Annotated in this window: 20 protein-coding genes; 9 read left to right on the top strand and 11 right to left on the bottom strand. The window is 62.6% G+C overall.

From position 1 onward, the window contains the following. Nucleotides 1-125 precede the first annotated feature (125 nt). The 4 genes from FNZ07_RS29245 to FNZ07_RS29230 are packed head-to-tail and all read right to left on the bottom strand — an operon-like array spanning nt 126 to nt 4249. Nucleotides 126-947: a quaternary amine ABC transporter ATP-binding protein gene (locus FNZ07_RS29245; RefSeq protein ID WP_091011273.1), complete on the bottom strand. Its 822-nt coding sequence runs from the start codon at nt 945-947 to the stop codon at nt 126-128. Between the two features lie 13 nt (nt 948-960). Continuing rightward, nucleotides 961-1968, bottom strand: coding sequence for an ABC transporter permease (locus FNZ07_RS29240; protein WP_091011274.1), 1008 nt, complete (start codon nt 1966-1968; stop codon nt 961-963). 34 nt (nt 1969-2002) lie between these two features. Continuing rightward, entirely contained in the window at nt 2003-3043 is a 1041-nt protein-coding gene (locus FNZ07_RS29235) for an ABC transporter substrate-binding protein (protein WP_091011275.1), read from the bottom strand. 57 nt (nt 3044-3100) lie between these two features. Next, entirely contained in the window at nt 3101-4249 is a 1149-nt protein-coding gene (locus FNZ07_RS29230; RefSeq protein WP_091011276.1) for a mandelate racemase/muconate lactonizing enzyme family protein, read from the bottom strand. A gap of 208 nt (nt 4250-4457) precedes the next feature. On the opposite strand from FNZ07_RS29230, the gene FNZ07_RS29225 reads away from it, so the two are divergent. The 3 genes from FNZ07_RS29225 (at nt 4458) to poxB (ending at nt 9080) form a co-directional block, all read left to right on the top strand. Beyond that, nucleotides 4458-5888 (top strand): aminotransferase-like domain-containing protein, encoded by a 1431-nt coding sequence (locus FNZ07_RS29225; RefSeq protein ID WP_091011277.1) that lies wholly within the window; start codon nt 4458-4460, stop codon nt 5886-5888. A 104-nt stretch (nt 5889-5992) separates the two neighbouring features. Next, complete coding sequence (locus FNZ07_RS29220) at nt 5993-7231, top strand: MFS transporter (protein ID WP_091011278.1); 1239 nt, start codon at nt 5993-5995, stop codon at nt 7229-7231. Nucleotides 7232-7355: 124 nt separating this feature from the next. Continuing rightward, nucleotides 7356-9080 carry a ubiquinone-dependent pyruvate dehydrogenase gene (gene poxB / locus FNZ07_RS29215; RefSeq protein ID WP_091011279.1) on the top strand — a complete coding sequence of 575 codons (1725 nt, stop codon included), beginning with the start codon at nt 7356-7358 and terminating at the stop codon, nt 9078-9080. A gap of 65 nt (nt 9081-9145) precedes the next feature. On the opposite strand, the gene FNZ07_RS29210 is transcribed toward poxB, so the two are convergent. Next, the gene (locus FNZ07_RS29210) at nt 9146-10009 is read right to left on the bottom strand and encodes an alpha/beta fold hydrolase (protein WP_091011280.1); all 864 of its coding nucleotides are present in this window, start codon (nt 10007-10009) and stop codon (nt 9146-9148) included. 156 nt (nt 10010-10165) lie between these two features. Next, nucleotides 10166-11629, bottom strand: a complete 1464-nt coding sequence (locus tag FNZ07_RS29205) for a mechanosensitive ion channel (protein ID WP_091011281.1) — start codon at nt 11627-11629, stop codon at nt 10166-10168. Between the two features lie 375 nt (nt 11630-12004). On the opposite strand from FNZ07_RS29205, the gene FNZ07_RS29200 reads away from it, so the two are divergent. Continuing rightward, complete coding sequence (locus tag FNZ07_RS29200) at nt 12005-13372, top strand: amino acid permease (RefSeq protein WP_091011282.1); 1368 nt, start codon at nt 12005-12007, stop codon at nt 13370-13372. Between the two features lie 64 nt (nt 13373-13436). Here the strand turns inward: FNZ07_RS29200 and FNZ07_RS29195 are convergent, their stop codons facing one another. Next, complete coding sequence (locus FNZ07_RS29195) at nt 13437-13973, bottom strand: GNAT family N-acetyltransferase (RefSeq protein ID WP_091011283.1); 537 nt, start codon at nt 13971-13973, stop codon at nt 13437-13439. Between the two features lie 6 nt (nt 13974-13979). Beyond that, nucleotides 13980-14564 (bottom strand): helix-turn-helix domain-containing protein, encoded by a 585-nt coding sequence (locus tag FNZ07_RS29190; protein WP_091011284.1) that lies wholly within the window; start codon nt 14562-14564, stop codon nt 13980-13982. Nucleotides 14565-14787: 223 nt separating this feature from the next. Between FNZ07_RS29190 and FNZ07_RS29185 the strand changes: the two genes are divergently transcribed. The 4 genes from FNZ07_RS29185 (at nt 14788) to FNZ07_RS29170 (ending at nt 18022) form a co-directional block, all read left to right on the top strand. Next, nucleotides 14788-15267, top strand: a complete 480-nt coding sequence (locus tag FNZ07_RS29185) for a carboxymuconolactone decarboxylase family protein (RefSeq protein ID WP_091011285.1) — start codon at nt 14788-14790, stop codon at nt 15265-15267. A gap of 46 nt (nt 15268-15313) precedes the next feature. After that, nucleotides 15314-15721, top strand: coding sequence for a cupin domain-containing protein (locus FNZ07_RS29180; RefSeq protein WP_091011286.1), 408 nt, complete (start codon nt 15314-15316; stop codon nt 15719-15721). Between the two features lie 96 nt (nt 15722-15817). After that, nucleotides 15818-16810: a LysR family transcriptional regulator gene (locus FNZ07_RS29175; RefSeq protein ID WP_091011287.1), complete on the top strand. Its 993-nt coding sequence runs from the start codon at nt 15818-15820 to the stop codon at nt 16808-16810. Between the two features lie 345 nt (nt 16811-17155). Then, nucleotides 17156-18022 (top strand): RNA polymerase sigma-70 factor, encoded by an 867-nt coding sequence (locus FNZ07_RS29170; RefSeq protein WP_091011288.1) that lies wholly within the window; start codon nt 17156-17158, stop codon nt 18020-18022. Nucleotide 18023: 1 nt separating this feature from the next. Here FNZ07_RS29170 and FNZ07_RS29165 read toward each other — a convergent pair whose 3' ends face one another. Together FNZ07_RS29165 and FNZ07_RS29160 are read right to left on the bottom strand one after the other, a co-directional pair. After that, nucleotides 18024-18293 (bottom strand): 3-phosphoglycerate dehydrogenase, encoded by a 270-nt coding sequence (locus tag FNZ07_RS29165; RefSeq protein WP_091011289.1) that lies wholly within the window; start codon nt 18291-18293, stop codon nt 18024-18026. Between the two features lie 49 nt (nt 18294-18342). Continuing rightward, a complete protein-coding gene (locus FNZ07_RS29160) occupies nt 18343-19314 on the bottom strand; it encodes a D-2-hydroxyacid dehydrogenase family protein (protein ID WP_091011290.1) in 972 nt (323 codons plus the stop codon). Nucleotides 19315-19430: 116 nt separating this feature from the next. Between FNZ07_RS29160 and FNZ07_RS29155 the strand changes: the two genes are divergently transcribed. Next, nucleotides 19431-20327 (top strand): LysR family transcriptional regulator, encoded by an 897-nt coding sequence (locus FNZ07_RS29155; protein ID WP_091011291.1) that lies wholly within the window; start codon nt 19431-19433, stop codon nt 20325-20327. 17 nt (nt 20328-20344) lie between these two features. On the opposite strand, the gene FNZ07_RS29150 is transcribed toward FNZ07_RS29155, so the two are convergent. Next, complete coding sequence (locus FNZ07_RS29150) at nt 20345-20797, bottom strand: MarR family winged helix-turn-helix transcriptional regulator (RefSeq protein WP_245811450.1); 453 nt, start codon at nt 20795-20797, stop codon at nt 20345-20347. Nucleotides 20798-20865 lie beyond the last annotated feature (68 nt).

The raw sequence follows: 20865 nt of genomic DNA, 5'->3' as shown, positions 1-20865 counted from the left end.
TGCGAGCGCATTTTACCCGCCGGCCGTCGTTGCGCAGAATGACCACGCCAGGCGGCCGCTTCGAACGACCATGCGGGACGGACCGCACGCATCCCTTCAACATCAATCTCGCTACAGCGTCGCTGCTACTGCACTCTCGCGCGTCGCTCGACAAACCGTCGCACGTATTCATCGGCGGGCCGGGTGAGAATTTCGTCCGGTGTGCCTTCCTGCACCAGCGTGCCGTCGCGCAGGATCGCGATGCGGTTGCCGATACGCAGCGCCTCGTCGAGATCGTGCGTGATGAAGACGATGGTCTTGTTCAACGTCGCCTGCAATTGCAGCAACTGGTCCTGCATCTCGGTGCGGATCAGCGGGTCGAGCGCGGAGAACGCTTCGTCCATCAGCAGCACGTCGGTGTCCGCTGCGAGCGCGCGAGCGAGTCCCACACGTTGCCGCATGCCACCCGACAACTCGTCGGGATAGTGATCCGCATAGCCGTCGAGCCCGACCTTGCCGAGCCACATACGTGCTTTCTCATGGGCCTGCTGCCGGCTCTCGCCGCGCGTACGCAACGCGTAGGCGGTGTTGTCGAGCACGCTCTGATGCGGCAGCAGTCCGAAATTCTGAAACACCATGCTGACCTTGAAGCGGCGCAACTCGCGCAGACCGCGCGCGTCGAGCCGGATCACATCCGATCCGTCGATCACGATCTCGCCCGCGGTCGGTTCGATCAGCCGGTTGAAGTGCCGCACGAGCGTCGACTTGCCCGAGCCCGACAATCCCATGATCACGTAGATTTCGCCCGAGCCGATATGCAGACTCACGTCGTTCAGACCGACGTTGCAGCCGGTCTGCGCGAGCACGTCGGCTTTCGACTTGCCGCCTTTGAGCAAATCGAGCACGCGCGTGTGGCTCGCTTCGGGGCCGAAGAGTTTGTAGACATGTCTGACTTCGATCGCTGCCATCGGAGGCTCCTGATTACTTCGCCGTGCGGGCTTCGAGGTTGGCGTCTTGCGCATCGGTTGTGGCGGGCGCGTTGTCGGTGGTTGCGCTGGCGGTGCCATTCGTGCCGTTCATGCCGTTCATACGATAAGGCACACGCGAAGCCGTGCGCGCCCGACGACGCAACGCGAGCAGACGTCGCTGGCGACGATCCTGGCCATAACCCTGGCTGATCCGGTCGATGACAATCGCCAGAATCACGATCGCGATACCGGCCTGCATGCCCTTGCCGACATCGAGCGTCTGGATGCCGGCGAGCACGTCTTCGCCAAGTCCGCGCGAGCCGATCATCGAAGCGATCACGACCATCGAGAGCGCCATCATCGTCGTCTGGTTGATACCGGCCATGATGCTCGGTCGCGCGAGCGGCAACTGCACATTGATCAGCAACTGCCAGCGCGTGGTGCCGAATGCGCGCGCTGCTTCGACGACATCGCTATCGACGTGACGGATGCCGAGATCGGTCAGGCGGATGAGCGGCGGCAGCGCATAGATGATAGTCGCGAAAATGGCCGGCACCTTGCCGAGCCCGAACAGCATCAGCACGGGGATCAGATACACGAAGCTCGGCAGCGTCTGCATGATGTCGAGCACCGGCAACAGAATGCGGCGCAGCCACGCACTGCGCGACGTGAGAATGCCGATCGGCACACCGAACGCCACCGACAACACCGTCGCAACGAGCATCAGCGCGAGCGTCTGCATCAGCTTGTCCCACAGCCCGAAGCAACCGATCGCGTAGAGCAGCAGGACGAAGAAGGCAGCTGCGCCGAGACGCCGTGTCGCATGCCACGCGAGCACGCCGACCGCGAGCAGGATCAGCCAAGGCGGCAGCGCGCGCAGCGCGCCTTCGAGCGGCACGAGCACGTAGCGCAGCACTGCGATGCTGAAGGTATGGAAGCTGTCGCCGTACGCGGCGACGAAAGTTTGCACGCGGTCGTTCACCCAGTCGGCGATCGACAGATGCAGGAAAATCGAACTCATGACGAATCCTCCACGTCATTCCACCTGACACTACTCAGCTACCCGCAAGCGCGGTCTGCATTTTCTGCGCGACGTCGGCCGGTACCCAGGCCTTCCACATCTCCGGATGCTCGCGCAGGAACTGCTTCGCCATCGTTTCGCCATCGATCTTCTTGCTGGTCATCTCCAGAATGGTCTTGTTCAGGAAGTCCATCGGAAAACTGACCTTCGAATACGCGGCCATCAGATCGGGCTCGGCCTGATAGAACGGCGTCGACACACCGACCTTCAGATGCGAAACCAGATACGACGATGCGCACTGCGACGCGCTGTTATCGGCGCGCAGCGTTTCCCAGCATTTCTGGTCGAACGGCGGCATCTTCAGCTGGACGAAGCGGTACTTCGCCATCAACGCAGCTGGCTGCCAGTAGTAGAAGAGGATAGGTTTGCCGCGCTCGTAGGCCGAGGTGATCGCTGCATCGAGCGCAGCGCCCGTGCCCGGACGGAAGTCGGTATACGAATCTTCGAGGTTGAGCACTTTCAGCAGGCGCCGGTTCACGCGCTCGCAATCCCAGCCGGCCGGGCAGTTCAGGAAGCGGCCCTTGCCAGGTTCTTCGTCGTCTTCGAAGAGGTCCTTGTATTTCGGCAGATCGGCCACCGATACGAGGTTCGGCGCGAGCGGTTTGATGTTGCGCTTCGCGTCGCCCTTTACGACGTACTCCGGCACGTACCAGCCTTCGTTGGTGCCGCCCGGCAGCGTATCGCCGATCAGCTTGACCTGACCGTCCTTCACCGCCTTGGCGATGATTTCCGAGCGGCCGGTCCATTGCTCGGACCAGACCTGCAGATCGTTGCGCGACATCGCGGTTTCGGTGGCTGCGGTGCTGCCCGGTACCGTGTCGGTCTTGCAGCCGTAACCCTTCTCGGCGATGAAGCGCAGCACTTCGGAGCTAAACGATCCGCTCTCCCACGTGACGCCCGCAAAGCGCACGGTCTTGCCCGCCGAACACCAGCTGCCCGCCTGTGCGGCAGCAGGCCAGCACACGGCGGCCGCGAATGCGACGCAGGTGGCGCGCATCCAGGGTTTGATCTGCATAACTGTCTCCTTCCTGTTGATATCGGGGGCTGGGCCGGCTGCGTGACACATCACTCGTCACGCGTACGTGCTGCGAGCGCTTTGCGTGGCATTCAATACGGCTTCGTCGAGCGTAAGACCGAGACCCGGCGCATCGGACAGCGTGAGCCAGCCTTGCGCGTCGATGTCGATCGGTTGCTGCAACATGAAATCGCGCCGCGCGATCGACCACTCCGGCGGGTCGTACGGAAACTCGATGAACGGTGCGGATGCGGCGCCGGCGGTCAGATGCAGGTTTGCTGCGAGACCGATGCCGTTGCCCCACGTGTGCGGCGTAAATACCTTGCCGTGCGCTTCGACGGCCTGCGCGAGCTGTCGCATCCCTTCCATGCCGAGCGTGCAGGCGACGTCGGGTTGAAAAACATCGAGGCATTCGCGCGCGAGCAGTTGATCGAACTCGTAACGCTCGCGTGTCAACTCGCCGCCCGCGACGCGCAGCGGCGTCATCCGGCGCAGCTGCGCATAGCCGTCGTAATCGCCGCGGTGCAGCGGCTCTTCGATCCAGTAGACGTTGTGCTTCTCGAGTTCGCGCGCGACTTCGAGCGCTTTGGCGACGGTCCATGGCGCGGCCGTGTCCCACGGCATACGCCAGCCTTGATTGCAATCCACCATCAATTCGAGTTGCGAGCCGACGGCGTCGCGTACGGCGGCGAGCGCGTCGAGATCGTCCGCGAGACGCGGTCTGCCGAAGCGGATTTTCAAGGCGGGGAAACCGCGCGTCACGATGTGCCGCGCCATCTCGGCCATCTCGTCGGGCCGCCGGTGCACACCGCTCGACGCATACGCGCGAACCCGCTGGCCACGGCCGCCTGCCATCTTCCAGCACGGCTCGCCACGAATCTTGCCGGCGAGGTCCCACAGCGCGATATCGAGCGGCCAGGGGCGGCCCGCGTGAAAGCCGATGTTGTCGAGCACCGCGCTGTGCCGCGCGAGATCGAGCGGATCGGTGCCGATAAACAGATGCTGGTAGTCGGCGAAACCGTACATCGCGTCGCCGGAACCGATGCCGACATGTCCCGCGTCGTCGTGGACGCGCACGATCGTCGCGGGAAACTTGCGGCGCGGCTGGCTATCCCACGACGCCGGAAACGGCGGATCGAGATCGAGCTGATGGTGCGTGATCTCGATGCGAACGATGCGCGTCGAGGCCGTTGCTGCGTGGCTCATCGGGTCTCCTCCCGGGGGCGCCGCGTTATTTCTTGTGGTGGCGGCAGAATCGATTGAATCAGGATGGGTGTCATGCTATGAAGTCAAATCATGCAATTCAATCGCTTCAATTAAAGTAAATGACTGCATGCAATCGGGTGCAATCCGGCCCGATTGTCTGCGTATCATTTAAATGACACCCTGACCCGACAATGGAGACGGTCGCATCATGGCGACGAATGCGTGGTTGCCGCGAATCGAGGCGGGTAGCGATCCGAAGTACCAGGTCATCGCGCGCGCGTTTGCGCAGGCGATCCTTAACGGCCAGTTGCCGGCCGGCGAAAAGCTGCCGCCGCATCGCTCGCTCGCAAACGAACTGCATGTGACGACGGGTACGATCAGTCGCGCTTATGCGGAGCTCGAACGCCAGGGGCTCGCCAACGCGCGTGTGGGCGACGGCACCTATGTGGCGCAAGCGCGCGCACGCGATGTACCGGGCGGCGGTGCACCGCCGCTCGAGACGCGCCCCGGCATGCCGGCGGCGCCGGCGCTGATCGATCTCGGCCAGAACGTGCCGCAATCCACGGCAGAAGCAGCGGCGTTGTCGACGACACTGCGCGAGATCGCAGCCGACGAACGCCTTGCCGCCGATCTGTTGCAGTACGCGCCCGAAGCGGGCTCGATGCGCCATCGCCAGGCCGGCGCTGCGTGGCTTGGACGTTCGGGCAGCCCGGCGAGCGCCGCACGCGTGCTCGTCACACAAGGCGCACAGCATGCGCTTGCATCAGTACTGCGCGCCGTCGCGCGGCCTGGCGATACGGTGCTCGCCGAAGTGGTCAGCTATCCGGGCATCATCGCGCTCGCGCGGCAACTGCGGTTGCATCTGGTCGGCGTCGAGATCGATCACGAAGGGCTCGTGCCGGCCGCACTCGAGCTTGCGTGCAAATCGCTGCATCCGCGCGCCATCTTCTGCGTGCCGACCATCCACAATCCGACCACCGCGACGATGTCCGTCGAGCGGCGCGAAGCCGTCGCGGACATCCTGCGCCGGCACGCCGTGCTGCTGATCGAAGATATCGTGCCGGCGATGCTGCTCGAGAATCCGCCCGCTCCGCTGTCGGTGTGGTTGCCCGAGCAGGCGTTCCTGATTGCAGGGTTGTCGAAATCCGTCGCGCCAGGGTTGCGCGTCGGTTATCTGCAGGCGCCGCAGGCGTGGTGCTCGAAGATTGCCGCGGTGATCCGCAGCGACTGCTGGATGACCGCGCCGCTGATGGCGGAGATCGTCGCGCGCTGGGTCGAGAACGGCGAGATGGAGCGACTGTACGGCTTGCAGCGCGCGCACATCGAGACGCAACACGTAGTGGCGCGCGAGGTGCTCGCGGGCATCGCGTACCGGCACGCGGCGACGAGTTCGCATCTGTGGCTGCCGCTGCCGGAGCCGTGGCGCGCGGCTGAATTCGCAGCGGCGCTGCGTCACGAAGGCGTGCTCGTAAAGACCGCCGATAGCTTCGTGATCGGCCGCAATGCCGCGCCGCACGCGGTGCGCATCTGCATGACCGGCGCGAGCTCGCGCGAGACGTTGACGCGTGGACTGTCGATCGTGCGCGCGACGCTCGAACATGGGCTCGAAAGCGGTGTAGCGTCGTCATACGCGCCCTGAGGCGTAGCGCGGCCGCGGTCCCATAGTCGAATAACAGAGCAAGAACCGGAGCGCCTCCGATAAGCACTCCGGTGACGATGGCGTCATCGTCACCGGAGATCACTATGGCTTCCTTGCATCCACACCTGCCGGTCGCGTTCCAGCGGCTCGCGTGGTCGAATCTCGTCGCACAGTCCGCAGAGCAGGTCAGTCTCGCCGCCGCGCCGCTCGTCGCCGTGTTCATGCTGGGCGCGTCCGCGCGTGAAACGGGTTTGCTGCAAACCGCGCAGACGCTGCCGTTTCTGTTGCTGTCGATACCACTCGGCGTATGGGCCGATCGTCGCTCGCGCCGCACGCTGATGACGGTTGCCGAAGCGGTGCGCGCTGTCGCGATGCTAGGCGTGTTGCTGCTGATCGGCATGCACACCTTGTCGTTGCCGCTGCTCGCCGCGCTCGGTTTTCTCGGCGCGACTGGCACAGTCGCGTACAGCGTCGCGGCACCCGCTCTCGTGCCTTCGCTCGTATCGCGCGCCGCGCTTGCAGCAGCGAACGGCCGTATGGAGCTGGCGCGCAGTGTTGCCTATTCGGCGGGGCCGGCGCTGGGCGGGTTGCTGGTCGGCTGGATCGGTGCAGGTTGGGCGTACGGCTGCGCGGCTGCGTTGTCGATGCTCGCAGTCGGCTTGCTGGCCGGCTTGCGCGAGCCGGCGCGAACGCCTGCAGCAGCGCGGCATTTCCTGCTCGAACTGCGCGATGGCGCGCGCTTCGTACTCGGCGATGCGTTGCTGCGGCCGATGCTCGCCACCGCAGTGTTTTTCAACCTAGGCTTCTTCACGCTGCAGTCGGTCTATGTGCCGTACGCAGTGCACCGGCTCGGGTTATCGGCGTCGGCGGTCGGCATGACGCTCGGCGCGTACGGCGTCGGCATGGTGTGCGGTGCGCTGGCCGCGCCGGCGATCGCGCGGCGTCTCATGTTCGGTCGTGTGCTGACGATCGGGCCGACGTGCGGATTGATCGCCTCGCTGGTGATGGTTGCGACGCTTTTGATGCCGTCGTTCTGGCTCGCCGCGTTGAGTTTCTTCCTGCTCGGCGCGGGGCCGATTCTGTGGACCGTCGGATCGACGACGCTGCGTCAGGCGATTACGCCGTCCGCCATGATGGGCCGCGTGTCGGCGATCAACAGCACCGCGACGTACGGTGCACGGCCGCTGGGCGCGCTGCTCGGTGCGACAATCAGCGGGCACTACGGCATGGACGCGTGCCTCGTCGTCGCGGCCGCCGCGTTTCTTGTGCAGGCGCTGATCATCTTCGTGTCGTCGGCTGCGCGGCTCACGGACATTCCTGCGCAGAGCGCGGTGACCTGCTGAAAAGCCGTCTGCGATGCACAGTGTTTTCACTCCGCTTACGATGGCTCCGCGGTGACACGTTTCGCGAGGAAGCGGTAACCTCTGGCATTCCCGAGGCACCGTTTTTTCACCGAAGGAGCACAGCATGGCGAAGCAAACCATCGCAGACTTTCTCGCAAAGACACTGGCCGCGGCTGGCGTCGAGCGGATCTGGGGCGTCACCGGCGACAGCCTCAACGGCCTGTCCGACAGCCTGCACCGGCTCGGCTCGATTCGCTGGATGCATACGCGTCATGAAGAAGTGGCGGCGTTCGCCGCGGGCGCCGATGCGGCCGCTACCGGCAAGCTCGCCGTATGCGCGGGCAGTTGTGGGCCGGGCAATCTGCATCTGATCAACGGGCTGTTCGACTGTCACCGCAACCATGTGCCGGTGCTGGCGATCGCGGCGCATATTCCATCTTCGGAGATCGGGCTCGGATACTTTCAGGAGACGCATCCGCAGGAACTGTTCAAGGAGTGCAGCCACTACGTCGAACTCGTGTCGAACCCGGCGCAGTTTCCGCGTGTGCTGGCGACAGCCATGCGCACGGCGATCGAGGAACGCGGTGTCGCGGTGATCGTGCTGCCCGGCGACGTTGCGCTCAGCGACGCGCCCGATGAAACACCGTCGTGGTCCGGCTCCGCCGGTGCGCCGGTACTGACTCCCGCCGCCGCCGATATCGATCGCCTCGCCGAGCTGCTGAATAATTCGGGTGGCGTCACGCTGCTGTGCGGCAGCGGCTGCGAAGGCGCGCACGACGAAGTGGTCGCGCTGGCCGATACGCTCGGCGCACCGACCGTGCACGCGCTGCGCGGCAAGCAGCACGTGGAATGGGACAACCCGTATGACGTCGGCATGACAGGGCTGATCGGCTTCAGCTCCGGCTATCACGCGATGATGTCGTGCGACACGCTCGTCATGCTCGGCACCGACTTCCCGTATCGCAACTTCTATCCGCCCGAGGCGGACATCGTGCAGATCGACCGGCGCGGCAGGGCGCTCGGACGTCGCGCGCCGCTCAAGCTGGGACTCGTCGGCGATGTGCGTGCGACATTGCAGGCGCTGCTGCCCAAACTCACACGCAAGACCGAACGGCATTTCATCGAGCGTGCACGCAAGCATTACGCGGCGGCGCGCAAAGGGCTCGACGATCTTGCGCGACCCTCCGATCTGGGGCGGCCAATCCATCCGCAGTACCTGACAAGCCTCGTCGACCAGATCGCCGCAGACGATGCGGTATTCACCGCCGACGTCGGCACACCGACGCTCTGGGCCGCGCGCTATCTGACGATGAACGGCCGTCGTTCGTTGCACGGATCGTTTAATCATGGGTCGATGGCGAACGCGATGCCGCAGGCGCTCGGCGCACAGGCGGCGGCGCCAGGCAGGCAGGTAGTGTCGCTATCCGGCGACGGCGGCCTGTCGATGTTGCTCGGCGATCTGCTCACCGCGCGTCAGTTGAATCTGCCGATCAAGATCGTCGTCTACAACAACAGCGTGCTCGGTTTCGTCGCGATGGAGATGAAGGCGGGCGGTTATCTCGACACGGGCACCGATCTCGCCACCACCGATTTCGCGGCGATTGCCAAGGGCGCCGGCATCTTCGGCGTGCGGGTCACCGAATCGGAGACGCTGGCCGAAGCATTGCGCGCGGCGTTTGCGCATCCGGGGCCGGCCGTGGTCGACGTCGTCACAGCGAAACACGAACTCGCGATGCCGCCGAAGATCCAGTGGGCGCAGGCGAAGGGCTTCAGCCTCTATATGCTGCGTGCGGTGCTGAGCGGCCGCGGCGATGAGGTGGTCGAACTCGCGAACACGAATCTGCGCTAGCGCAAGTGGCAAAGAAAACGCGCGGGTGACCTGCCAGGTCATCCGCGCGTTTTTGTTCGAGAAGCTTAAGGTTTGTTGAGATTCTGCGCGGCAAGGTCGATGGCCACTGCAACTTCCACTGCGTGCGAGACCGGTGCCAGATGGCTCGACGGAATGGAGATCACCGTTGCGCTGATCCGCTTGGCCATCCATTGTTCGAGATCGGGCGACACAGCGCGGTCTTTCGTCGCGACCATGTACCACGACGGCTTCGACTTCCACGCAGCCTTCGTGACCGGGTCGCTGAACGCCTTCGCGGCGATCGGCTGTTCGCCCGCGGACAGCACGCGTGTCTGGGTCTCGGGTACGTCCGCAGCGAAATCGTCGTGATACTTCGCCGGATCGAGCCACAGATAACCATCGGCGTCGGGCGCGATGCTCGCGTTGATCGGCATCGTCGGTCCGTGTTTCAGAACATCCGACGTCGATTCGCCGACATCCGGTGCGATGGCCGCGATGTAGACGAGGCCGACTACATTCGGCGCATCGGCTCCTGCTTCGGTGATCACCGTGCCGCCCCACGAATGACCGACGAGCAGCGTCGGCCCGGTTTGCCGCGCGAGCACCTGGCGGACCGCGTCGGCATCGTCGGCTAGCGACGTCAGCGGATTCTGCACGGCGCTCACGTTGTAGCCCTTCTTCTGCAGCTCGGCGATCACGCCGTTCCAGCTCGATCCGTCGACGAACGCGCCATGCACCAGCACGATGTTGCGTACCGGGCCGCTCATGGCGCCCGCACCGGGCGTGAGGGCAGCGACCACAGCGGGAACGAGAGACTCATTGGACGCAGCAGTGGGCGCAGCCGGTTCCGACGCGGTCTGCGCGCCGGCATGAACCGCGATCAGAGGAACGCATAAAGCGGCAGCGTAAAGCAGGCGTTTCGGCAACATGACGGACCTTTTAGCGGGAAGGGATACGGCAACATACCGAAGCGCAGCGCGGGTGGCAACTGGCATGCGCGCGTTGTGCCGCGCAGGGGTGGTCGACGTGCGTCGATGACACGCGGATCGCGCCGAAAGTGCAAACGACGCAATCCGCCTGTGCGATTACTCCTTGCTGGCGCCGCCGCTAAACCAGCGCTCGAGCAGCTTGCCTGCGGCCTCGCGTCCGCCGAGCCCGAACGACAGCGCCACCGCGACCGCAATCGCGCCGAGCACCAGTCCGAACGCGAGCTGCACGATCTCGTTGGCGATTCCCATCGCGCGCAATCCCATCGCGAACACGAGCCCGATGATCGCGAACTGCGCGATGCGTGCGAGCAGCACACTCTGCCCATTCTCGGCCTGTTCGATGACACGCCGCGCGAGGTTGGCGAGCCAGAAGCCGATGATCAGTATCACGCTGCCCATCAGGATGTGCGCACCGAACTCGATGAAGAGCGTGACGACGTCGCGGACCTGGGTGAAGCCGAGACGATTGGCGGCCTCCACCACGGCAAACAGCATCGCAAAGAAGATCACGAGCCGCCCAGCCAGTACCGACGGTTGCAGCGCGCCGGACAGCACCTTGCCGAGACCGAGCAGGGCGGGCAACCCGTCTACGCCGGCCGCGCCGAGCAGCTTTTGCACCAGCACCGCGACAAAGCGCGCGACGTAGTACGTGACGAGCACGATCACCACGGCCGCGACGATGTCCGGCACCGCAGCCAGAAACTGGTCGAGCATGTGCGTGGCCGGTTGCGATATCGCATCGATCTTCAATGCATCGAGTGCGGAGATCAGTGACGGCACGAACACGAAGATATAGACCACGGTTCCGACGAAGCTCGACAGCCGGACCGGCGTGGGGCTGTTGACGTTCTGGGTCAGCTTGTCCGCGCCCGCTGCATCGAGCAGATTGATGACAAGGCCGCGCAGGATTTTCGCGAGAATCCAGCCGACACCTCCAATCACTGCGGCGGCGAAAAGATTCGGCACGATCGCGAGCAGCTTGTCGATCATGCTTTGCACAGGCGCGAGCAGACCGTTCAGATCGAACGCGGCAAGCACCGCCGGAATGAACGTCAGGATGACGAGCCAGAACAGTACGTCGCCGAGATAGGCGCTCATTGGGCGCATGCCGGCCGACGCGGACAGCTTGTCGTCGAGCTTGCTCGAATGCAGCGCCTTCGAGGCCACATTGCGCAGCAGCGACGCAATCAGCCACGCGATCAGCGCGAGTATCGCGCCGCCGATCAGGTTCGGCAGATAGTTGATGATTCTGGTGACAAGGAGCGAAAACGGATTGGAAATCGCACTCAGGTTCAGGACGTTGAAGATGGCGACTGCGGTCACGAGCAGAATCAGCCAGAACAGACCGCCGGCGATGATGCTCTCGACCTGGGTTGCCTGTTGCGTGCTTTCGGCGATGCGCCGGTCGACCTTGAGCGCCGACAGTAGCCTGCGTACCCCGGCCCGGACAATCACGGCGACCAGCCAGCCGACGGCCAGGATGCCGAGCGCGCCTGCGATCTTCGGTAAATAGCTGCCTATGGTGTTTTCTAATGCAGCCAGAAAGGTTGTTATATCCATGCTTCTCTCCCGAACGCGTTGTGATGTGATTTGAGGAACGGCTTCCTGCTATCGACGACACCAACTGAACTGCGGAAAAAAACACGGAGGGCGACGGTCGATTCGATCGTTGTCGCTTCAGGTCTGATTTTTGCAGCTTATATCATTTGGCGCGGAGAAAAAGACCGGCTTTTGACCGCCACCGAGTCTATGCGCGTTGCATGCTGAATCTTCTTGTCGCCCGTCGTTCGGGCCGTCCGACTATGAGAGAAAGACAAACCGAGGGTTGACCCCAGGTAGGTGCACCGAAGCGGTGCGCAGTAAAATTTTTGGTTTTTCCGAAGCGGGTCATGAGCCTGCTCCGGTGCACGATATCCAACCATCGGGGCGCACAACTTGAATAGTCCACAGCAGCACGACGGCCTTAAACGTGGGCTGAAAAATCGCCACATCCAGTTGATCGCGCTAGGCGGCGCAATCGGCACCGGTCTGTTTCTCGGCTCCGCGAGCGTCCTGCAGGCGGCAGGCCCGTCGATGATCCTCGGCTACGCGATCGGCGGCTTCATCGCGTTCATGATCATGCGGCAACTGGGCGAGATGGTCGCGCAGGAACCGGTGGCCGGTTCGTTCAGCCATTTCGCGTACAAGTACTGGGGCGACTTTCCCGGCTTTCTGTCGGGCTGGAATTACTGGGTGCTGTATGTGCTCGTGAGCATGGCCGAACTGACGGCGGTCGGCACCTATGTGCATTACTGGTGGCCCGGCGTGCCCGCGTGGATCTCGGCACTGGTGTGCTTCGTCATCATCAACGCGATCAATCTCGCGAACGTCAAAGCCTACGGCGAAACCGAGTTCTGGTTTGCGATCATCAAGGTGGTCGCTGTGATCGGCATGATTGTGTTCGGCGGGTATCTGCTGATCAGCGGTAATGGTGGTCCGCAGGCTTCGATTACCAACCTGTGGAACGATGGCGGCTTCTTCCCGCATGGCTTTCATGGGCTCTTCATGATGCTCGCGGTGATCATGTTCTCGTTCGGCGGTCTGGAGTTGATCGGGATCACCGCCGCTGAAGCCGATCAGCCGCAAAAGAGCATTCCGAAGGCCGTGAATCAGGTGATCTACCGGATTCTGCTGTTCTACATCCTCTCGCTCGTCGTGCTGCTGTCGCTGTATCCGTGGAGTCGCGTCGCTGCGGGCGGTAGTCCGTTCGTGATGATCTTCTCGCAGATCGGTTCGACGTTGACCGCGAACGTGCTCAATGTGGTGGTGCTGACGGCTGCGCTGTCGGTGTACAACAGCGGCGTCTATGCGAACAGCCGGATGCTGTACGGCCTCGCGGAGCAGGGCAATGCGCCGCGCGTGCTGCTGAACGTGGATCGCCGCGGTGTGCCGTATATGGCGATCGGTTTGTCGGCGCTCGCGACGTTCGCCTGCGTGATCATCAACTATCTGATTCCAGCGCAGGCGCTCGGTGTGTTGATGGCGCTCGTCGTCGCTGCGCTCGTGCTGAACTGGGCGCTGATCAGCCTGACGCATCTGAAGTCGCGCAAGGCGATGATCGCTGCCGGCGAAACGCTGGTGTTCAAGTCGTTGTGGTTTCCGGTCGCGAACTGGGTTTGCCTCGCGTTCATGGCGATGGTGCTCGTGATTCTCGCGATGACGCCTGGGCTTGCGGTTTCTGTATGGCTCGTGCCGGCGTGGTTGATCGTGATGTGGATCGGCTATGTGGTGAAGCGGCGGCGTGCGGCGGTCGCGGTGGTTTGAGTGTCGACGCAGTTTCGAGGTACACGGCGCCGCTCGGCGTCGTGTGCAAATAGCTAGCGCGCAATCAGAGTGTCTTGTACATGACCGTCGTCGAATCGAGACGGTCTTCCACGGTGTCGAGGCAATACCCCGGGATCACGCCCACGATCCGGTAGCCCAGCGACGCATACAACGGTTCTGCCTGGTCGCCGGTTCGCGTGTCTAGCGTGAGCAGGCTACGACCGAGTTCTCTCGCGCTTCGTTCGAGTTCGGCCATCAGCGCACGCGCAATCCCCCGGCGACGCCACGCCGGATGCACGAGCAGCTTGCGTACTTCCGCGCGATGCGGCTGGTTCGGCATCGTGTCGTAATCGAGTTGCACCGAGCCCGCGATCTCTCCTTCCTGCCGCGCGACGAGCAGCATCCGCGTGCCGGCCTGTACAGCGGGCAACACGTTGCTGGTCCAGAACGCTTCGCTTTGATCCGCATTGAACGGCAGCACGAAGCCGATGCTGGCGCCATCGTGAACACACGCGTGCAGCAATGCACCGAGTTCCTGTAGATGCGTGGACAGATCGGTTGCGGCGAACGACGAGAGGGTGAGAGCAGGCGCGGTCGTCATGTCGGTTCACACGATGAAGAGAAAGTAGCGGGCGGAATTCTTCTGCGGCGTTTCGAACGCGCTCGGGCCGAACAACTGGTAGCGCAGGCAGTCGCCTGCTTGCAGATCGTGGGTCTGGCCATCGACGGTCACTGCGAGCTGTCCCTCGACCAGGATCAGATGATGTTCGAGTCCCGGGCGCGGCGTGTCGTCGTACTCGATGCGCGTGCCGGCTTCGAGTTCGCATGCGAGGGCTTCGCCGGACAGCGTTTGCGCAGGCGGAGAGACCGAGCGCCGGCGGAATCCATGTTCGGGATCGGTCCAGACGGTCTGCGCGCTGCGGCGCACGACCGGCGCGAAGTCTTCTTCGACCATGCGCATCAGGCGCGACATGGTCAGGCCATAGGCGGTGCACAGCTTGCCGAGCACGCTGGCAGTCGGGCTGACTTCGGCGTTTTCCAGACGGGAGAGAGTCGCGCGGCTAATTGCGCTGCGCGTGGCGAGCTCGTCCAGCGACCAGTTTTGCGCCGCGCGTAGCGACTTCAGGCGCTGGGCGATCTGGCGATCGAAGGAGGTTGTCGTGCTGGTGTCGGGAGTGTTGGTGTTTTCCATATATGGGAAAATATCCCTAATATGGAAAACGTGTCAAGCATTTGGACTGCGTGCGCGCATTTGCAGCGCACATTCTCGATTGGTGCGGAACGAGCAACACGGTGAGCGCATGCGCGTGCCTTCCGCGACACACCGTGTCTGCCTAACATGGCTCTACCCGACTCATCGCCAGCAACGGCAACCTCAAACCCCGGGTGCTCACCCATCGCCGCCAGGAAAGATCATGACGCAGCGTATCAACTACATTCAAAAATCACCGGAGCTGTTCAAGAAGTTTCTCGAACTCAGCAATTTGTTGAAGGACAGCGCAATCGAAGAGTCGCTTCGCCACCTTGTATCGATCCGGGCGTCGCAGATCAACGGTTGCGGATTCTGTGTCGACATGCATGTGAAGGAAGCGCGCATCCACGGCGAGCGGGAACTTCGCATCTATCATCTGCCGATCTGGCGCGAGTCGACACTCTTCGAGCCGCGCGAACGTGCTGCGCTTGCGTGGACCGAAGTGCTGACCAGACTGCCCGAACACGGCGTACCCGACGATCTCTACGAGCGCGTGCGCAGCCAGTTCTCCGAGAAGGAACTGTCGGACCTGACGTTCGAGGTGATGGCGATCAATGGATGGAACCGCGCGAACATCGCGTTCCAGACTGTGCCTGGTTCGTCCGACAAGGCGTTTGGCCTCGATAAGGCGAATCTGTCCTGATCGGCAGGGCAGGGTTGCACTATCTTCTTCACGGAACCTCCTTACCATGCGCCACTTGAAGAACACCGCACTGGCCATCGCGGCCGCACTATGCGCATTGACGGGCGAAGCGCACGCGGCCGCGCCCACGGCGATCGTCACGCCGTTAATGACCCGCGCACTGGACGACTACCCAGGCAAGGAAGCCACGATGATCACGGTCGAGTACCCGCCCGGTGCAGCCGATCCCGTTCATCGACACCATGCGTACGCGTTCGTCTATGTGCTGGAAGGATCGATCGTGATGCAGGTCAAGGGTGGCAAGGAGGTCACGCTGACGCCCGGGCAGACTTTCTACGAAAGCCCGAACGATATTCATACGGTCGGGCGCAACGCAAGCCAGACTAAACCGGCAAAGTTCGTCGTCGTACTGCTGAAGGACAAGGGCGCACCCGTCCTCACGCTGATGAAGTAAGCTCGCCCGCCGTTTTCATGGAAAGAATGGCGGACCCGTCACAAATGGCAGTGCGAATCCGTCTTGTTGTGCATGGACTCCACAACTTTCGCTTCCATGCCAGACGATCTGTTATGCCCGCCCCGGGAAACCGCCGGTGACCCGTTCGCATGCAACTTTGCGGCCAGTTACGCCGGCGTCGTTTCCTTTCTGGCTGTGGCCGACGAAGGCAGTTTCGCCCGCGCGGGCGATCGCCTGGGTATCGCTCGTTCATCGGTCAGCCGCAACGTGCAGAAGCTGGAGGCGTTGCTCGACGCGCGTCTCTTTCTGCGTACGACGCGCAGTACGTCGCTGACACGCGAAGGCGAACTCTTCTACGAAAACTGCCAGCCAGGGATAGAACGTATCGCCCAGGCGCTGGAAGACATGCGGGAGTTGCGCAACGGACCGCCCCGGGGCCATCTGCGTATCGGCTCGCCCCCCGCCTTCGGCCGCAAGATTGTCGCGCCGTTGCTGCAGGGGTTTCACACGCAATATCCCGAGATCGCACTCGAATTGCTGTTGAACGATCGCCCCGCCGATTTCATCACCGATCGCATCGACGTATCGTTTCGCGGTGGCCGCATGGAAGACAGCCAGATTGTTGCGCGCCAGCTGATGCCGATGCGGATGATCGTCTGTGCGTCACTGGCCTATGCAAAGATTCACGGTTTGCCGCGTCACATCGACGAGCTGCCGGGACATCGCTGTATCAACTACAGGGCGGCGTCGGGTCGTGTCAGCGAATGGGAGTTCGAGGTAGACGGCATTACCCGGCGTTGCCAACCCGTCGCGCAGCATACATTCAACGATGCCGATCTGATCTTGCAGGCCGTGCTCGACGGATTGGGCATCGCGCAGTTGCCGGCCTGGCAGGTGTCCGATCTGCTTGGGGAAGGGCGATTGATCAGTTGTCTCGCGCAGTACGCGCCTGATGACGGCGGTCATTACATCTGCTATCTCAGTCGCAAGCATCTTCCCGCCCGAATCCGCGTGTTCATCGACTACATGATCGAACACACAGGGGCTCTCGACCTGCAGTGTCCGACGACGTCGCCGACCTTGGGGTGAGGTGCTTGAATGACGAAACCTGAGCGATTTACGTCGTTTGCAAAGAACCGCCGCGAGTCTTGTGAACTCGCGGCGGTTTTCTGGCGATCGTCAGTCGAGCATCGATCAGTAATCCCACTGCGCGGGCACGAAACGGAAGCCGCCACCGTTCTTTGCGATGTGCTTTGCCTGGGCTACGTCAAGCGCGGAGCCGCGGCGTTGCCTTCGTTGCAACGTTGCTTGAAGGGCATTCTGTTCGACGATGTCGGAGCTTCTCGCTTGCGGTTTTCGCTTTGGGCTCCGCATACTCTGTTAGACGCGCACGCTGATCGAGTTGTGACAGACACATTTTTTTGCAGGCGCTTTATGGACATCGTGCAAACGTTTATCGAGCTAAAACCCCGGTTGTTCGGGATCGCGTATCGAATGCTGGGAACTCGCACCGACGCCGAGGACGTCGTCCAGGATGCATGGCTTCGCTGGCACGAAGCAGATCATTCAGCGATGCGCTCGATGGAGGCATGGCTAGTCACCGTAGTCACCCGTCTTTCCATCGACCGTCTGCGCAGCCGCAAGAGCGAGCAGCAGAGCTATATCGGGTGGTGGCTTCCGGAACCGCTGGTTGAACTGGACGAAAACACCCCTGAAGCGGCCGCCGAATTCTCAAGCGACCTCTCCGTAGCATTTCTTTGGGTGCTGGAGCGTCTTTCGCCGGATGAGCGCGCCGCTTTCCTCTTGCGGGAAGCCTTCGATCTCGACTACCGGGAGATAGCCTCGATCCTGGGAAAGACTGAGGCGGCGTGCCGTCAAATTGTGCGGCGAGCCGGTGAACGCATACGCGAAGGTCGACCGCGCTTCGAAATCTCTGCGCACGAACATAGGGACCTGCTGAGCCGCTTTTTGCAGGCAGCTAGCACCGGCGACCGGGAAGCCATGAAAACGATGCTCGCACCGGACGTGGAGCTCGTGAGCGATGGTGGAGGAAAGGTATCGTCATTCGGCCGGATCCTGAAGGGAGCGGCGCGCATCGCCGGAGTCTTCTGGTCGCTTGAGCACGCGTTTCCCGGGAAGGTCGCCTACCGGATGGCGTGGATCAACGGTGAACCTGGTTTGCTGCGATACATCGACGGGAAAATCGAATCCGCAAGCGCGTTCACGATCCACGCCGGTCGCATTTCCGACGTGTACATCGTGAGAAATCCCGACAAACTCGGGGCGGTTCCGCCTCTGTAGGCTATCTCTCTGGAGTAGAGGCTTCAGCCTCCAGGACAACAACACCACGACTCGCCCGCAAATGTGCCGCACCAGTCTCGCTGACGCTTACCTCGGCAATACCGCCGGCCGCATGAGTGCGCGCAAGATAGCCGCGCGAAGTCGCCTCTTCCCAGATCGGCAGGCGTGGGCACGAGGTACGCCAGACTTCAAGCACCTCGCTATAAGGCTGGGCGCCGGGACCGATCCATTCCAGCAAGTCCAGGATCAGGGGTTCGAGAAGATCGTCCATGCTTACCTCCGTGCGGACAGGACAGCGTGTGGCCGGATACCGCCAGGGCTCACGCAAGCACGTCCGGATTGACCACGTGAATCGGATGCCCGGTCGCATAGGAAACGATCTGGTCGAAGATGTCCGAGAACTGGATCTCGTACTCGTCTTCGGTGACGTAACCGATATGCGGGGTACACACGACATTGGGCAGGCGCAACAGCGGATGCTGCACGTCGAGTAGCGGTTCTTCGTCGTACACATCCACGGCCGCCATGCCGGGACGGCCAGCCTGCAGAGCGTGCTCCAGTGCACCCGGCACGATCAGCCCGGCGCGGCTCGTGTTGACCAGAAGCGCGGTGGGTTTCATCTTGCTTAGATCTTCCGCAGAGACGATGCCGCGCGTGTCCTTCACGAGGCGCATATGCAGCGAGATTACGTCGCAGGTTTCGAAGAAGGTGCGCTTGCCGGGCGCCACGTCCCAGCCGTCTTCGCTCGCTCGTTGTCGTGAGGCTTCTCTGGCCCAGACCAGCACCTTCATGCCGAAGGCTGCTCCGTAGCGCGCCACTTCGGCGCCGATACGACCATATCCGTAGATGCCCAGCGTGCGTCCACGCAGGCTGCGCCCCACGCCGATCTGCCAGCGACCTGTTTGCAGTGCCTGCATCTGTTGTGGAATCTGACGCATCGCCGCGATGACGAGACCCCAGGTGAGTTCGGCAGCGGCGTAGGAGGGACTACCGGCATGCTGATTCGATGAAACGATTACGCCGTGCGCGGTGCACGCGTCGATGTCGATATGCGGGAACACGCTGCGCTGACTGATCAGCCGCAGTTTCGGCAGCCTGGCGATGAGCGGCGCACGGATCTGGGTGCGTTCGCGGATCAGTACAAGCACCTCGGTGTCGCGCAGACGTTCGGCCAGTGCATCCACGTCCTGTACATGATCGTTCCATACGGTGACGTTATGACCGTCGAGTTTGCGGAAGCTGGGCAGGCCGCGCAGCGTGTCGAAATAGTCGTCGAGAATCGTGATGTTCATCGGGGACCTGTGGGGGATCGGGTTCTTTGAGTGAGATTCTTTGCCGTGCCCGCATTTTGAGCGCCGCGCAGCGAGCAGTAAAATGAAATTATTTACACGATTCATCAATTTATCTTATGAAAATCGACACGCTCGGTGTACAGGCATTTATCGCCGTTGCTGATCGGGGCAGCTTCCAGGGCGCCGCCGATGCGCTGCATGTCACCCAGACAGCGATCACGCAGCGTTTGCGCAAGCTCGAAGACTTTCTCGGCGTCACGCTGATCGAGCGCACGACGCGCTCGATCGCGCTGACGGAGATTGGTCGGGACTTTCTGCCGCAGGCGCGGCGGCTGCTCGGCGAACTCGCCGATGCGCTGGTCGAGATTCGCGAGACGGGCATCGTGCGGCGTGGCGATGTGTCGATTGCCTGCGTGCCGACTGTCGGCGTGCAGTACCTGCCGCGCATCCTGCAGGCGTACTCGGCGCGCTATCCGCACAATCGCATCAGGATTCTCGATCACGCGTCGTCTGCGGTTGTCGAAGCGGTGCTGCGTCGGGAGGCTGAATTCGGCATCAATATCGCAGGGGAGCGTCATCCGGAACTCGCCAGCGTGCCGCTGACCGAAGACCGCTACGTCCTGATCTGCCATGAAGATCATCCGCTGGCGAAGCGGCGACGCATCGCGTGGAAGCAGTTGCAACCCTATCCGCTGATCTTCGCCGGCGAGGTGAGCGGCAACCGCGTGTTGCTCGATCAGGCGCTGAAAGCGAGTCATCTCGCGTTGCGTTCGTTCTATGAAGTGCAGCGCAGTTCGACCGCGGTGGGACTGGTCGCGCAGGGCGTGGGTGCGGCAGTGGTGCCGCGGCTGGCGATCCAGAAGGGCGCCTATCCGACGGTGCGGATGATCGAACTGACCCATCCAGTTGTCTCGCGAACGCTCGCGCTGGTCGCACGCAAGACCGGCCATTTATCGCCGGCGGCGCAGGCGCTTTACGACATGATTCTCGAGCAGGCGACGCTCGCCCGCTGAAAACCGCGCAACGCGCGCTACAAGGTACCGACCCACTCCAGCGCATCGTCGGCAAACCTGCGAAGCAGACGCGTCAGAACTCGCACGTCTTCCTTTTCCCAATCGGCAAGCAGTTTCTCGATGATTTTCTGGCGCGCTGCATCGAGCGCCGCAGTCATCTCGCGACCCTCATCCGTCATGACGGCCGCACGCACCCGTTTGTCTTCCGGATCCGGGCAGCGCGAAACCAGTCCCAGGCTTTCGAGTTTGGCGACCTGCCGGCTCACGGTGCTGTAGTCGCGCCCAACCAGTTCTGCCAGTTCGACAATACCGAGTGGCCCTAGCCGGTCGATCCTGAGCAGCAGCGGAAAAAGCGCGCGATCCAGGTCTACGCCCGCCGCTTCGATGAGCGCGGAATCGGGTTGAGGGCGGTTGAGGACCCCGGTCAGATCCAGCAGCGCTCCACGCAATTCGCGGATTTCCTTCTTCATCGCAACCATTCCTTGTTAGTCAATATATGTGTATAGTACACACATATCGGGTTGTCTCGTCGCCGTCG

Source organism: Paraburkholderia megapolitana (genome assembly GCF_007556815.1).
GTDB classification, from domain to species: Bacteria; Pseudomonadota; Gammaproteobacteria; order Burkholderiales; family Burkholderiaceae; genus Paraburkholderia; species Paraburkholderia megapolitana.
The sequence above is the reverse complement of the archived record's forward strand: the minus strand, read 5'-3'. Positions and strand labels throughout refer to the sequence as shown.